The sequence below is a fragment of the Mycobacterium sp. genome, assembly GCF_019247615.1.
Lineage (GTDB): Bacteria > Actinomycetota > Actinomycetes > Mycobacteriales > Mycobacteriaceae > Mycobacterium.
Genome location: NZ_JAFBAT010000304.1, coordinates 1 through 13,703 on the forward strand (window position 1 = coordinate 1; position 13,703 = coordinate 13,703).

Here is a 13,703-nt window from a genome sequence, read left to right on the forward strand (position 1 = left end):
ACGAGGGGCGGCTCCAGCGACAGCGCCGCGAAAGACTGACAGGCAAAGCCGACCGGTACCTCGTCGTGCACCGTGGTGATGATGGTGATGCCGGTGCAGAACTGACCCAGCACCTGCCGGAACGCCCGCGGATCGATCTGCGCCGACATGGGTCGCTCAGACTAACTTTTGAAGCCGACCGTGAAGTCGTGGCCCCACAGGCTTACCGCGGTGCTCTCCCGCGCGATCCAGTCGTTGTCGTCGACTTTCCTGCCCTCACAACCGAATTCGACGTCGAATCCGCCGGGAGTTTTCATGTAGAACGACAGCATCAGGTCGTTGACGTGGCGGCCCAGCGTGGCCGACATCGGCACCTTGCGACGCAACGCCCGGTCGAGGCACAGCCCCACGTCGTCGGAGTTTTCCACCTCGACCATCAGGTGCACGATGCCGCTGGGCGTGGGCGCCGGCATGAACGCCAGGCTGTGGTGGCGCGGGTTGCAGCCGAAGAAGCGAAGCCAGGCCGGCGCCCCATCTGCAGGCCGCCCCACCACCTGCGGCGGCAGCCGCATCGAGTCGCGAAGCGTGAAGCCGAGCACGTCCCGATAGAAGTGCAATGCCTCGGCATCGTCGCGGGTGGACAGCACGACGTGGCCCAGTCCCTGCTCCCCGGTGACGAACCTGTGCCCGTACGGGCTGACGACGCGGCGATGTTCCAGCGCGGCACCGTGGAATACCTCGAGGCAGTTACCCGACGGGTCGGAGAAGCGGATCATCTCGTCGACGCGGCGATCCGCCAGTTCTGCCGCGGTGGCCTCCTTGTACGGGGTGCCCTCCACGTCGAGCCGGTTCCGGATCTCTTGCAGGCCTTCGGCGTTCGCGCATTCCCAGCCGGCCTCTGACAGCCGGTCGCGCTCGCCGGGCACGATCACCAACCGCGCGGGGAAATCGTCCATCCGCAGATAGAGCGCGCCCTCGGTGCTGCCCTTACCCTCGACCATGCCGAGCACCTTCAGGCCATACTCGCGCCAGGCCGCCATGTCGGTGGCCTCGATACGCAGATAGCCCAACGACCGGATACTCATCGTGCGCCTCCCAGGAAATCAATGGTCAGCTTGTTGAACTCGTCGAACTTCTCCACCTGCGCCCAATGCCCACATTGCCCGAAGACGTGCAACTGCGCACGCGGAATTGTCTTCAGCGCGACCAGCGCGCCGTCCAGCGGGTTGACCCGGTCCTCACGCCCCCAGATCAGCAGCACCGGTTGCCGCAGCCGGTACACCTCGCGCCACATCATCCCGAGCTCGAAATCCGCCCCGGCGAACGACATTCCCATCGCCCGCGTCGCCGTCAGCGACTCCGGCGTACTGGCCAGCGCGAACCGCTGATCCACCAGTTCGGGGGTGATCAGCTTCTTGTCGTAGACCATCACCTTGAGGAACGCTTCGAGATTCTGACGCGTGGGGGCCATCGAGAACGCCGAGAGCCGCTTGACGCCCTCGGTCGGGTCGGGCGAGAACAGGTTGACGCTGAGGCCGCCCGGACCCATCAGCACCAGGCGCCCGGCCCGGTCGGGATAGTCGAGGGCGAACCGGACCGCCGTGCCCCCGCCCAGCGAATTACCAACCAGCGGAACACGTCCCAGGCCCAGCTGGTCGAAGAGTCCCTTGAGCGCGCGGGCGGCGTAGCGGTTGAACTGGCCGTGCTCCGCGCGCTTGTCGGAGTGACCGTAACCCGGCTGATCGACGGCCAGCACATGGAAGTGCTGCGCGAGCACCGCTATGTTGCGGGAGAAGTTCGTCCAGCTCGACGCCCCGGGACCACCGCCGTGCAGCAACACCACCGTCCGATCGCTGCCGGCAAGGGACATGCCTGCCTCGTGGTAGTGCAGCTTCAGAGGCCCGTCGACGTCCACTTCGACGAAGCGCGACGTCGACTCGAACGTCAGCTCCTCGGTAGCCGTCATCAATCAGACCATTGTGTCGCCGGGCGGCAACCCGAACTCGTTGTTCCCGAAGATCACGTAGGCGCGCTCGGGATCGTTGGCGGCGTGTACCCGCCCGGCGTGCGCGTCGCGCCAGAAGCGCTGCACGGGTTGATCGTTGGCCAGCGCGGTGGCGCCGGACGCCTCGAACAACCGGTCGATCGAGTCGATGGCGCGACCGGTGGCCCGCACCTGGTCACGACGCGCGCGGGCGCGCAGCTCGAACGGGATCTCCTTACCGGCGGACAACAACGCGTACTCTTCGGCGACGTTGCCGCTGAGTTGGCGCCACGCCGCGTCGATGTCGCTGGCCGCCTCGGCGATCCGGATCTTGGCGAACGGGTCGTCCTTGGCCTTCTCGCCGGCGAAGGCCGCGCGCACCCGCTTGCCCTGATGCTCCACGTGCGCGGCGTAAGCGCCGTAGGCCATGCCGACGATGGGCGCCGAGATGGTCGTGGGATGCATCGTGCCCCACGGCATCTTGTACACCGGGGCGGTGTTGGTCTCGTACCCGCCGGCGGTGCCGTCGTTCATCGCCTTGTACGACAGGAACCGGTGCCGCGGCACGAAGACGTCCTTGACCACCAAGGTGTTGCTGCCGGTGCCGCGCAACCCGACGACATGCCACACGTCGTCGATGCGGTACTCGCTGCGCGGGATGAGGAAGCTGCCGAAGTCGACCGGGCGGCCGTCCTTGATGACCGGGCCGCCAACGAACGTCCAGCTGGCGTGGTCACAACCCGACGACCAGTTCCACGATCCGTTGACCAGGTAGCCGCCGTCGGTCACCACGCCGGCGCCCATCGGGGCATACGACGACGAGATCCGCGTCTTGGGGTCCTCGCCCCACACCTCCTCCTGGGCGCGCTGGTCGAACAGCGCCAGGTGCCAGTTGTGCACGCCCACGATCGAGGCGACCCAGCCGGTGGAACCGCAGGCGCTCGCCAGCCGCCTTGTCGCCTCGTAGAAAAGCGCGGGATCGCATTGCAGGCCGCCCCACTGCTCGGGCTGCAACAGGGTGAAGAAACCGATGTCCTCGAGTTCCTGAACGGTCTCGTCGGGCAGCCGGCGCAGGTCCTCGGTTGCCTGGGCGCGCTCCCTGATCTTCGGCAGCAGGTCGTCGATCCCGGCCAAAACCGACTGCGCATCACGCTGTTGAATGGACGTCACCGAGAATCCCTCCTGGGCCAGACTTACGCAGCGGACTTACACCAGAGACTAGAACACGTTCCGATTTGTGTCGAGCAGCGTATTCCTGCGCCTGGTAGCGATATAAATCCGGTTTTCTGTAACATGTTCTAGTTGTGATGAAAGGGAGGGCCGGTCTTGACCGAGTCGGATCTGGACCAAGCACCCGACGAGCCACTCGGCGACCACGTCCTTGAACTGCAGATCGCCGACGTCGTCGCGGAAACCGACGAGGCGCGGTCGCTGGTGTTCGCGGTGCCGGACGACCCGGGGGACCCGGGAATCCCGCCCGGGCGGCTGAGCTACGCCCCCGGCCAGTTCCTCACGTTGCGCGTTCCCAGCGAGCGCACCGGTTCGGTGGCCCGCTGCTACTCGCTGTGCAGTTCCCCGTTCACCGGTGACGCCCTCACCGTCACCGTCAAGCGCACCGCCGACGGATACGCGTCGAACTGGCTCTGCGATCACGCCCACAAAGGCATGCGGATCCATGTGCTGGCGCCGTCGGGCAACTTCGTGCCCAAGACGCTGGACGGCGACTTCTTGCTGATGGCCGCCGGCAGCGGGATCACCCCGATCATGTCGATCTGCAAGTCGGCGCTCGCCGAGGGCGGCGGGCAGGTCGCGCTGCTCTACGCCAACCGCGACGACCGCTCGGTGATCTTCGCCGACGCGCTGCGCGAGTTGTCCGCCAAGTACCCCGACCGGCTGACACTGGTGCATTGGCTGGAATCGCTGCAGGGGCTGCCGAGCGCCACCGCGCTGGCCAGGTTGGCCGCCCCCTACACCGATCGGCCCGTGTTCATCTGCGGGCCGGGGCCCTTCATGGACGCGGCGCGTGCGGCGCTGGACTCCCTGAAAGTGCCTGCGGCACAGGTACATATCGAGGTGTTCAAGTCCCTGGAGTCGGATCCGTTCGCGGCGGTCAAGATCGAGGACACCCCAGAAGGGGACGAGCCGCCGGCCACCGCCGTGGTCCAGCTGGACGGCGAAACCCACACGGTCTCGTGGCCGCGCAACGCCAAGCTGCTCGACGTGTTGCTCGCGAAAGGCTTGGATGCGCCCTTTTCCTGCCGGGAGGGCCACTGCGGGGCGTGCGCCTGCACCATGCGCAGCGGCAAGGTGAACATGGAGGTCAACGACGTCCTGGAGCAACAGGATCTCGATGAGGGCCTAATTTTGGCCTGTCAATCTCGGCCGGAATCTGATTCGGTAGAAGTCTCCTACGACGAATAGTCGGGTAGCGAACCGGGAAGGGGAGCGCCATGAAGCGGCTGATAACGGGATGCGCAGTCGTCGGAGGGTTGCTGACCTTGCTGCCGAGTCCCGTCGCTGGCGCCGCGAGCAACACCGCGACCACCCTGTTCCCGCTGGATGGGCCGAACCAGCTCGAGACGCACGCCTTCGTCAATTGCTTCAAGGCCGACGGCCACTGCGACTTCACCGTCGGGGCGGACGTGCGCACGCCCGACGGTGTGACGGGCTTTCCGCCCGGCCTGTGGGCGCGCCAGTCCACCGAGACCCGCTCACCCAACCGGCTGGCCTACCTCGACACGCACGCGGCCGGCCAGTTCGAGCGCGTCCACAAGGAGATGGGCTCCGACGAGATCACCACGATCTATTTCGGTGACGGGCCGCCGGACAAGTACCAGACCTGGGGCCGGATCGACTCGGCCGATTGGCAGACCGGCCAGCCCAAGACGGACATCACCGTCATCGTCTGCACACACATCCAGGTGGTGTACAGCGGCGTCAACATCACCTCGCCCAGCACGTGCGCGCAGACGTCGTTTACCTAAACGCCCAGCCTGTAAATCTGCAGGCAAAGTGCGAGTGCGGGCCTGCGGATTTACCGGCTCGATGGAACGGTCCGCCAACCTCGGGCGCGCAGCGCCCTCTGGGCGCGTTCGACAACATCCTCGGGTTGGTCCTCGGCGATCACCCGAATCACCACCCAGCCCAATTCGGCGAGCTTCCGTGATCGCCAATGATCCTTCACATACTGACGCCGATCGCTGCGGTGGTGGTCGCCGTCGTACTCCACGGCCACGCCGAACTCCGGCCAGCCCAGGTCGAGGAAGGCGATTGCGGTGTAGCCCTGCACCACCGGTACTTGGGTGGTCGGAGTTGGCAAGCCCGCGTGCCCGAGCCGCAGCCAGGTCTCCCTCGGCGAGGCGGCGCCGCCGTCGACGAGTGGTAATACCGACCGCAGCCGTCGTATGCCGCGCGCAGCGGGGTATCGCTTGGCAAGCAGCAGCACGTCCTCCGTCGAAAAAGCCTTCGCCCGCATCAACGCGTCGAGGCGGGCGAGCGCCTGCCCGCGCGGTAGATACCGGCCCACGTCGTATGCCGTCCGCGCCGCAGTGGTGACCGGCAATCCCGCGACGCGAGTGACTTCGTCGGCCAGCACTTGCTCACGCGCGACAATTCCCCTTGGTGGGCGGGTGTTCGACCAGACCAACTCGATGGGGATGTCGGCGCCTACCCACCGAGCACCGTGCAGCGCGGACGCGGCGACGCCCGCCACGATCGCCCTGCGTCGTGACCACAACCATGCGCCTTCCGTCCTGTCCCTCAGCGAAAGTTGTTGGCGCCGTCCGGCGTACACCCCCGGATAGATCGGCGATACCAACGCTGCAGTTCGTGCCGCGTCACAGTTCCCCGCGCGACAGCTTCGCTACCGATCAACACCCCGGCCATGGGCCGAATAGTGGCCGAGGGCACCGACAGCCTCGTCGAGCCTGAAATTCTGCAGACAAAGCGCGAGTGAAGGCCTGCGAAATTGCAGGCTCGGCGAAAACGATCTAGCGGGGTAACCCGAGCAGCCGCTCGGCGGCGACGGTGAGCAGGATCTGCTCGGTACCGCCGGCGATCGTGAGGCAGCGGGTGTTGAGGAAGTCGAACACCGCCCGATTCACCACGACGCCGCCCCCGTCTGACACGTCCATCATGTATTCGGCCAAAGCCTGGCGATAGCGGACGCCGATCAGCTTGCGCACGCTGGACTGCGCCCCCGGGTCCCGGCCACCCATGGCCAGCTGGGCGATGCGCTGGTCCAGGAGGGCGCCGGTCTGGGCCGTGGCGATCAGCCGTCCCAGCCGGTCCTGCTGGGCGACGTCGAGGTCCATCTCGGCCAGCACCTCGAGCAACTCTTCCATCGGATTGCCCAGCGCCGTACCGGCGGCCATGGCGATCCGCTCGTTGGCCAGTGTGGTCCGGGCCAGCCGCCAGCCGTCGTTCACCGTGCCGACCACCATCTCGTCGGGGACGAACACGTTGTCCAGGAACACCTCGTTGAACAGGGAGTCGCCGGTGATCTCGCGCAGCGGCCGGATCTCGATGCCGGGCGAGGTCATGTCGACCAGAAAGTAGGTGATGCCCTTGTGCTTCGGAGCGTCGGGGTCGGTGCGCGCAAGGCACACCCCCCAACGCGCCTTGTGCGCCCCGGACGTCCACACCTTTTGCCCCGTCAACAGCCAGCCGCCGTCGGTCCGCACCGCCTTGGTGCGCAGCGAAGCCAGGTCGGAGCCGGCTCCCGGCTCGGAAAAGAGCTGGCACCAAAGGAATTCGCCGCGAATGGTCGCGGGCACGAAACGCTCGATCTGCTCCGGTGTGCCGTGCTCGAGGATGGTAGGGGCCGCCCACCAGCCGATCACCAGGTCGGGGCGCACGACACCCGCCGCCGACATCTCCTCGTCGATCAGCAGCTGCTCGGCCGGCGACGCGCCCCGGCCGTACGGCGCCGGCCAGTGCGGCGCCAATAGGCCGGCCTCCGCCAATGCCGCCTGGCGTTGATCCTCGGGCAGCGCGGCGATCTCGGCGACGGCCGCGGCGATCTCGGGCCGCAACTCCTCGACCCCCGAGAGATCCACGCTCAGGCGGCGGCGTACACCGGCCTGCGTCAGCGCGGTGATACGGCGCAACCAGCGCTCGGCGCCCCCGAGCACTCGCCCGATGGCGTGGGCCCGGCGCAGGTATAGGTGCGCATCGTGCTCCCAGGTGCAGCCGATTCCGCCGAGCACTTGAATGCAGTCCTTGACGTTGGCCTTGGCGGCCGCGATACCGACGCTCGCCGCCAAGGCAGCGGCAATCGAAAACTGCTCGGCGTCGGGATCCGCCGCGGCGCGGGCCGCATCGGCGGCGGCCACCTCCGCCTGTTCGGCCCGGCAGAGCATCTCCGCGCACAGGTGCTTGACGGCCTGGAAGCTGCCGATCGGTTTGCCGAACTGCTCGCGCACCTTCGCGTAGGCCACCGCCGTTTCCAGCGACCACCGAGTCACGCCGGCCGCCTCGGCGGCCAGCACCGTCGCGGCCAGGTCCGTCACCCGCGGCCACGGCACCGCGATCGCCGTTGCCGGCGCGGAGGTCAGCACCACCCGGGCCAGCGGCCGGGAGAAGTCGGTGGCCCGCAGCGGCTCGATCTTGACGCCGTCGACGTCGGCGTCGACTACCAGCGACCGGTCGCCGGCGGGCAGGATCAACAGCCCCCCCGGCGCGCCGCCGAGCACGTACGACAGGGTGCCCGACGCCCGCGACGTCTCGTCGTCGAACTGCACGTCACCTTCGAGCGCGACACCGGCGAAGCGTTCGCCGGAGACCAGCGGGGCCAGGAGTTCGGGTGCGGCCTCGCTGGCGAGCAGGGTCGCCAGAGCGGTGGTTGCAACGGGCCCGGCTACCAGGGCCTTGGCCGCCTCCTCGACCATCGCGCACAGATCCGCGATGCTGCCGCCCGCCCCGCCGCGGTCTTCCGGAACCGCCACCCCGAACAGCCCCAGGCTCGCCAGGCCGGCGAAGGCCGGGCGCCATGCGTCGGCGTCGCCCTCCTCGACGGCGCGGATCGCCGCCGTCCCGCCCTTGCGGGCCCAGTCGCGCACCAACTCACGGGCCGCGACCTGCTCGTCGGTGACCGTCGCTACCACGTGTGAATCCTCCGTGCCCTGCTATTGCCACTAGAACGTGTTCTAATAGTGCCAGCGATCGAACGTCAAGTCGAACGCCATTACAGCAGTACAGGTCGCTGTCGCTGCTGCGGGGAGGTGGGAAATTCAAGCACGGCCTGCGTATCGTTTGCTATTGAGTCACCCGGAAAAGGAGCATCCCGTCAGATGTCGTCAGCGCACCCGAATTCGGCCCGCGTCTCTGACTCGCCGCCGCGTCAGGTGATGAACGTGGCCGTACTTGCCGAGTCCGAACTCGGCTCGGAAGCTCAACGGGAGCGTCGCAAACGCATCCTGGACGCCACCATGGCCATCGCGTCGAAAGGCGGCTACGAGGCGGTTCAAATGCGCGCCGTGGCGGACCGCGCAGATGTGGCGGTCGGGACGCTGTACCGCTATTTCCCGTCCAAAGTGCATCTGCTGGTGTCGGCCCTGGGCCGCGAGTTCAGCCGCATCGACGCCAAAACTGACCGCTCCGCGGTTGCCGGCGGCACTCCGCTCCAGCGGCTGAACTTCATGGTCGGCAAGCTCAACCGCGCGATGCAGCGCAATCCGCTGCTCACCGAGGCGATGACACGGGCCTACGTCTTCGCCGACGCCTCCGCGTCCAGCGAGGTCGACCACGTCGAGACGCTCATCGACAGCATGTTCGCGCGCGCGATGAGCGACGGCGAACCGACCGAGGACCAGTACCACATCGCCCGGGTGATTTCGAATGTGTGGACGTCAAACCTGCTGGCCTGGCTCACCCGGCGGGCCTCGGCGACCGACGTCACCAAGCGGCTGGACCTGGCCGTGCGGTTGTTGATCGGCGATTCCGACCAGACCTAGCCCGGCGGCCCCGCGGTGCGGCCGCGAATGAGCTCGGTGTCCAGCAGTTCGACCACCGGCAGGTTCGACCGTGGCGGCCTGAGCAGCAGCTCGCCCGCTCGCCGACCCTTTTGCAAACTCGGCTGCGAGACCGTGGTCAACCCGCGGCTGATCGCATCGGGCACCCCGTCGAAGCCGGTGACGGTCATCTGACCCGGTACGTAAACGCCATGTGCCCGAAGGTAATCCATCGCTGAGAGGGCCAGGATATCCGCGGTGCACACCAGCGCGGTGATCCGCGGATTTGCCTCCAGCGCCGCTTTGGCGGCGGCGCCGCCCGATTCCGGCAGGTGTTCGTAGCTTTCCACCACTGTGAGCGAATCCGGGTCGACGCCGGCGGCCGTCATCGCCTCCCAGACGCCGACGATGCGTTCTCGCTGCACGTCGAAGGACGGCGACCGCAGCCTGTCGGGGTCCACCAGTCCTTGGCGGCGTTCCCGGCCCAGGCGCATCGTCAGCAACCCCAATTCGCGATGACCCAGACCGAGCACGTGGTCGGCGATCTCGCGCATCGCCGCTCGGTCGTCGATGCCCACCCGCGAGACTCCAGGCAGGCCCTTGGGCTGGTCGACCACGACGACCGGCAGCCGCCGCTGGAGCACCACCTGCAGGTAGGGATCCTCGTCGCAGACCGAATACACCACGAAGCCGTCCACCCCGGCGCCCAGGACGGCCGCCGTCCCGTCCGCGAGACTCCGGCTGGTCCCGACGGCCACCAGCAGCAGGCCCTGCCCCAGCTCTTCGCATGATTGCGCCACTCCGGCAACGAAATCCCGCGCCGCAGGATCGCTGAAGAAATAGGTCAGCGGCTCGGCCATCACCAGGCCGACGGCTCCGGCCTTGCGGGTCCGCAGCGATCGCGCCAACGGGTCGGGCCCCGGGTAGCCCAGCCGCTTGGCCGTCGCAAGCACCCTCTCCCGCAGGTCGGGGGAAAGCTGATCCGGCCGGTTGAACGCATTCGAGATCGTGGTGCGCGAGACGTTCAGTTCGTCCGCCAACGACGCCAGAGTCGCACGCCGGCGCGGTGTGGGACTCACGTTGCGTGACGCTACAGCGTTGCGGACCTCGGGCAATAAGCTGGGCGGGTGGCCGGTATCGACCTCAACGCGGACCTGGGCGAGGGCTTCGGCGTCTGGAAACTCGGTGACGACGACGCCATGCTGGGTATCGTCTCCAGCGCCAACGTGGCGTGCGGTTTCCATGCCGGAGATCCCGCGGGCCTGTTGCGGGTGTGCCGGTCGGCCGCCGAGCGTCGTGTGCGGATCGGGGCGCAGGTGAGCTACCGCGATCTGGCCGGATTCGGCAGGCGCTTCATCGACGTGGCGGCCGACGATCTCGTCGCCGACGTGGTGTACCAGATCGGCGCTTTGCAGGCGATGGCGGCGGCCGCCGGCTCGACGGTGTCATATGTCAAACCCCATGGCGCGCTGTACAACACGATAGTGACCGACCGCGAGCAGGGTGCCGCCGTCGCGGAGGCGGTTCGCCTGGTGGATCCCACGTTGCCGGTCCTCGGCATGGCGGACTCGGCATTTTTCGACGAGGCGGCCCGCCGCGGCCTGCGCGCGGTGGCCGAGGCGTTCGCCGATCGCGCCTACCGACCCGACGGCCGGCTGGTTTCGCGTCGGGAACCGGGTGCGGTGCTGCATGATCCGGCGGCCGTCGCCGAGCGAGTGATGAGAATGGTGACCTCCGGTCAGGTGACGGCGATCGACGGTAGCGAGGTGGCTGTTAGCGTGGAATCCGTTTGCGTGCATGGAGATTCACCAGGGGCCGTGCAGATCGCGGCGGCAGTGCGCGATCAGCTCAAAGCGGCCGGCGTCGATATCGGGGCGTTCTGCTGATGCGACTGAAGCTCGGTCGCCCCGACATCGCGTGCTATTCGGATCGGTTCGATGTGCCTGCCTCCCAAGATGGTTCGCCGCTGTCGGTTATCTGGCTGGGGGTTGCGACGCTGTTGCTGGACGACGGGTCGTCGGCGCTGATGACCGACGGGTACTTCTCCCGTCCCGGCCTGGCGCGGGTGGCGGCTGGCAAGGTGTCCCCCTCACCGGTGCGCGTGGACGGGTGCCTGGCGCGGGCCAAGATCGCGCGGCTGGAGGCCGTCATCCCCGTGCACACCCACATCGACCACGTGCTGGACTCCGCACTGGTCGCCGACCGCACCGGCGCCCGGCTGATTGGCGGACGGTCGGCGGCCAATGTTGGCCGCGGATACGGGCTACCCGAAGACCGGATCGTTGTTGCCACCTCGGGCGCACCAATCCGGTTGGGCGCATACGACGTAACGCTCGTCGAGTCGCGCCACTGCCCGCCGGACCGGTTCCCGGGCGAGATCGATGCACCCCTGGCGCCGCCGGTGAAGGCATCGGCATATCGCTGCGGCGAGGCATGGTCGGTCCTGGTGCATCACCGGCCGACCGGCAGCCGGCTGCTGATCCAGGGCAGCGCGGGTTTTATCGAGGGCGCGCTCGCCGGTCTGCGCGCCGACGCTGTATACCTGTCCGTCGGCCAATTGGGTTTGCGGCCGCGGTCCTATCTCGAGCACTACTGGGCCGAGACCGTGCGGGCGGTGGGCGCGCGGCGGGTGATCCTGATTCATTGGGACGATTTCTTCAGGCCCCTTTCGAAGCCGTTGCGGGCCTTGCCATATGCGGGTGACGACTTGGACGTCTCGATGAGCATCCTCGACGAGCTGGCCGCGAAAGACGGTGTCGCGTTGCACATGCCGACGGTCTGGCGCCGCGAGAACCCCTGGAGTTGAAATCGTCGCGCGGCGGTGTAGCGCCAGGCTGACATTGAACCTGCCGTGAAAAGCGCCGCATATGCCTGCCCCCCGCCCAGCGAGCCAACACGAGTTGTCCGAGAGGGGATACAGCAAAGCGCGAACGGTCAGAACGGCTGGGCGAAGACCGGTTTGCTCGTCAACGCGCCGCACCGGGAGTAGCCCCGGGACGGTAACATGCGCCGCGATCAGCATCCGTTTTGGAAGGGAGCTACACCCGCCGATGGCCTTGACGTGTCGACGCGAGCCTTCGGCGAAAGCGAACTGAGCCATGGCCTTGGCATTGAGCCTGTTGCTGCTTGGCGTCGTGCTCGCGTTTGCCGTCACCCGTCCGCGCGGCTGGCCGGAGGCGGTCGCGGCGGTTCCCGCGGCTGCCATCCTGATTGCGGTCGGCGCGATTTCGGTGCATCAGGCCGCAAAGCAGGTGACCGAGCTGTCGGGCGTGGTCGGGTTCCTGGGCGCGGTACTGGTGCTGGCGAAGCTCTGCGACGACGAGGGGCTGTTCGAGGCCGCGGGCGCGGCGATCGCACGGGGGCGCGTCGGGTCGGGTGGCCTGCTGGGGCGAGTATTCGCGATCGCCGCGCTGACCACCGCCGTCCTGAGCCTGGACGCGGCCGTGGTGTTGTTGACCCCTGTGGTGTTGGCGGCCGTCCGTCGCCTGCGAACGACGGCGCGCCCGTACGCCTACTCCACCGCTCATCTCGCCAACGGCGCCTCGTTGCTGCTGCCGGTGTCGAACCTGACCAACCTGCTGGCATTTCACACGGCCCACATCTCGTTCACCAAATTCACCTTGGTCATGACATTGCCGTGGCTGGGTACCGTGGCCACCCTCTACCTGGTCTTCCGCTGGTTTTTCGCGGGGGACCTGCGCGTTCAGCCCCGACCCGAGGGGTCCGAGCCGGCGCCGCGGCCCCCGATTTTCGTGTTGGTGGTCGTCGGTTTGACGCTGACCGGGTTCGCGGTTGGGCAATCGGTGGGGGTGGCCCCGGCCTGGGTGGCCCTCTGCGGCGCGGCCGTGCTGGCCGTGCGGAGCCTGAGCCGTGGACACACCTCGGTGGTCGGGATTCTGCGGTCGGTCCACGTCTCCTTCCTCGTGTTCGTGTTGGCGCTGGGCGTGGTGGTGCAGGCCGTCATGCTCAACGGGATGGACCGGGCGATGTCTGCGGTGCTGCCGTCCGGCTCGGGCTTGCCCGCGTTGCTGGCGATCGCCGCGATCGCCGCCGTCCTGGCCAACGTGGTCAACAACCTGCCCGCCACCCTGGTGTTGCTGCCGCTGCTCGCGCACGGGGGGACGACGGCGATTCTGGCGGTGCTCATCGGAGTCAACGTCGGACCCAACCTGACCTATGTGGGTTCACTGTCAAACCTCTTGTGGCGGCGCGTGCTGCGCCAGCACGACATGGACGCCGGAGTCGGCGAGTACACCCGCCTCGGGTTGTGCACCGTGCCCGTTGCTTTGACGGTGGCGGTGGTCGCGCTGTGGGCGAGCGCGCGACTGCTCGGCACCTAACCCGGCCCGAGCAGACACGCGATCGCACCCATTGGCGCTACCCGCCGTCGCCGGATCCGGATATGACTAGCACGCCAGCTCCTCGCGCGACCGGGCCCCACTCGCTGGCACGCGGTAAACGCGGCCCTCCACGGTGCGGTGACGAACGCTCCGCCGCGGGTCGGGGACCGAACACTAATTCCGGTGATACGCAAACGGCAGCGGCATGCCCAGCTCGGCCAGCACGCCGCGCAGCAGCGTCGGATAGTCGGTGATGATGCCGTCGACCCCGTCGGCGATCTGCTCGCGCATGGCGGCCGCATCGTCGACGGTCCATGGAATCACCCTGAGCCCCAACGAATGAGCGTGGTCGGCGTAAGGTTTGCCGGTGACCAATTGGTACCTGGGCGAGACGATCGTGGCGCCGACCATCAGCGCCCCGATCATCGGATCGTTGATCGCGGCGGCATT

13 protein-coding genes and 1 pseudogene are annotated in these 13,703 nt (G+C 67.7%); 6 read left to right on the forward strand and 8 right to left on the reverse strand.

Annotated features, from left to right (window positions below; all coding sequences use genetic code 11):
* The 4 genes from JO059_RS21205 to hsaA all read right to left on the reverse strand — a co-directional run.
* The coding region (locus tag JO059_RS21205; protein WP_293322427.1) for a flavin reductase at positions 1-149 on the reverse strand (149 nt) is incomplete at its 3' end.
* A 12-nt stretch (positions 150-161) separates the two neighbouring features.
* Positions 162-1,064: an iron-dependent extradiol dioxygenase HsaC gene (gene hsaC / locus JO059_RS21210; protein WP_293322404.1), complete on the reverse strand. Its 903-nt coding sequence runs from the start codon at positions 1,062-1,064 to the stop codon at positions 162-164.
* A complete protein-coding gene (gene hsaD / locus JO059_RS21215; RefSeq protein ID WP_293322406.1) occupies positions 1,061-1,945 on the reverse strand; it encodes a 4,5:9,10-diseco-3-hydroxy-5,9,17-trioxoandrosta-1(10),2-diene-4-oate hydrolase in 885 nt (294 codons plus the stop codon). The genes hsaC and hsaD overlap by 4 nt, the downstream gene beginning before the upstream one ends.
* A gap of 3 nt (positions 1,946-1,948) precedes the next feature.
* Positions 1,949-3,133 carry a 3-hydroxy-9,10-secoandrosta-1,3,5(10)-triene-9,17-dione monooxygenase oxygenase subunit gene (gene hsaA, locus JO059_RS21220; protein WP_293322408.1) on the reverse strand — a complete coding sequence of 395 codons (1,185 nt, stop codon included), beginning with the start codon at positions 3,131-3,133 and terminating at the stop codon, positions 1,949-1,951.
* 156 nt (positions 3,134-3,289) lie between these two features.
* Here hsaA and JO059_RS21225 point away from each other — a divergent pair, with 156 nt between their 5' ends.
* Both JO059_RS21225 and JO059_RS21230 read left to right on the forward strand, forming a co-directional pair.
* Positions 3,290-4,384 (forward strand): ferredoxin--NADP reductase, encoded by a 1,095-nt coding sequence (locus JO059_RS21225; RefSeq protein WP_293322410.1) that lies wholly within the window; start codon positions 3,290-3,292, stop codon positions 4,382-4,384.
* Between the two features lie 29 nt (positions 4,385-4,413).
* Positions 4,414-4,947: a hypothetical protein gene (locus JO059_RS21230; protein WP_293322412.1), complete on the forward strand. Its 534-nt coding sequence runs from the start codon at positions 4,414-4,416 to the stop codon at positions 4,945-4,947.
* A 50-nt stretch (positions 4,948-4,997) separates the two neighbouring features.
* Here JO059_RS21230 and JO059_RS21235 read toward each other — a convergent pair.
* Positions 4,998-5,848, reverse strand: a pseudogene (locus JO059_RS21235) (hypothetical protein).
* A gap of 104 nt (positions 5,849-5,952) precedes the next feature.
* Positions 5,953-8,067 (reverse strand): acyl-CoA dehydrogenase, encoded by a 2,115-nt coding sequence (locus tag JO059_RS21240; protein ID WP_293322414.1) that lies wholly within the window; start codon positions 8,065-8,067, stop codon positions 5,953-5,955.
* 249 nt (positions 8,068-8,316) lie between these two features.
* Between JO059_RS21240 and kstR the strand changes: the two genes are divergently transcribed.
* On the forward strand, positions 8,317-8,916 hold the full coding sequence (gene kstR, locus JO059_RS21245; RefSeq protein WP_293322429.1) for a cholesterol catabolism transcriptional regulator KstR: 600 nt from the start codon (positions 8,317-8,319) through the stop codon (positions 8,914-8,916).
* On the opposite strand, the gene JO059_RS21250 is transcribed toward kstR, so the two are convergent.
* Positions 8,913-9,992, reverse strand: coding sequence for a LacI family DNA-binding transcriptional regulator (locus JO059_RS21250; protein ID WP_293322416.1), 1,080 nt, complete (start codon positions 9,990-9,992; stop codon positions 8,913-8,915). The genes kstR and JO059_RS21250 overlap by 4 nt on opposite strands.
* Positions 9,993-10,040: 48 nt before the next feature.
* Between JO059_RS21250 and JO059_RS21255 the strand changes: the two genes are divergently transcribed.
* From JO059_RS21255 to JO059_RS21265, 3 genes are all read left to right on the forward strand, one after another.
* Entirely contained in the window at positions 10,041-10,799 is a 759-nt protein-coding gene (locus JO059_RS21255; RefSeq protein ID WP_293322418.1) for a 5-oxoprolinase subunit PxpA, read from the forward strand.
* Positions 10,799-11,719 (forward strand): MBL fold metallo-hydrolase, encoded by a 921-nt coding sequence (locus JO059_RS21260; protein ID WP_293322420.1) that lies wholly within the window; start codon positions 10,799-10,801, stop codon positions 11,717-11,719. Before JO059_RS21255 ends, JO059_RS21260 begins: the two co-directional genes overlap by 1 nt.
* Positions 11,720-12,011: 292 nt before the next feature.
* The gene (locus JO059_RS21265) at positions 12,012-13,253 is read left to right on the forward strand and encodes an SLC13 family permease (RefSeq protein ID WP_293322422.1); all 1,242 of its coding nucleotides are present in this window, start codon (positions 12,012-12,014) and stop codon (positions 13,251-13,253) included.
* Between the two features lie 174 nt (positions 13,254-13,427).
* Here the strand turns inward: JO059_RS21265 and JO059_RS21270 are convergent.
* Positions 13,428-13,703, reverse strand: a 276-nt coding sequence (locus JO059_RS21270) for a glycerophosphodiester phosphodiesterase family protein (protein WP_293322424.1), incomplete at its 5' end; no start/stop codon positions are given.

Coding starts and splice junctions, on each gene's coding strand:
- hsaC (WP_293322404.1), bottom strand. CDS start 1,064: ATGAGTATCCGGTCGTTGGGCTATCTGCGTATCGAGGCCACCGACATG.
- hsaD (WP_293322406.1), bottom strand. CDS start 1,945: ATGACGGCTACCGAGGAGCTGACGTTCGAGTCGACGTCGCGCTTCGTC.
- JO059_RS21230 (WP_293322412.1), top strand. CDS start 4,414: ATGAAGCGGCTGATAACGGGATGCGCAGTCGTCGGAGGGTTGCTGACC.
- JO059_RS21260 (WP_293322420.1), top strand. CDS start 10,799: ATGCGACTGAAGCTCGGTCGCCCCGACATCGCGTGCTATTCGGATCGG.
- JO059_RS21265 (WP_293322422.1), top strand. CDS start 12,012: ATGGCCTTGGCATTGAGCCTGTTGCTGCTTGGCGTCGTGCTCGCGTTT.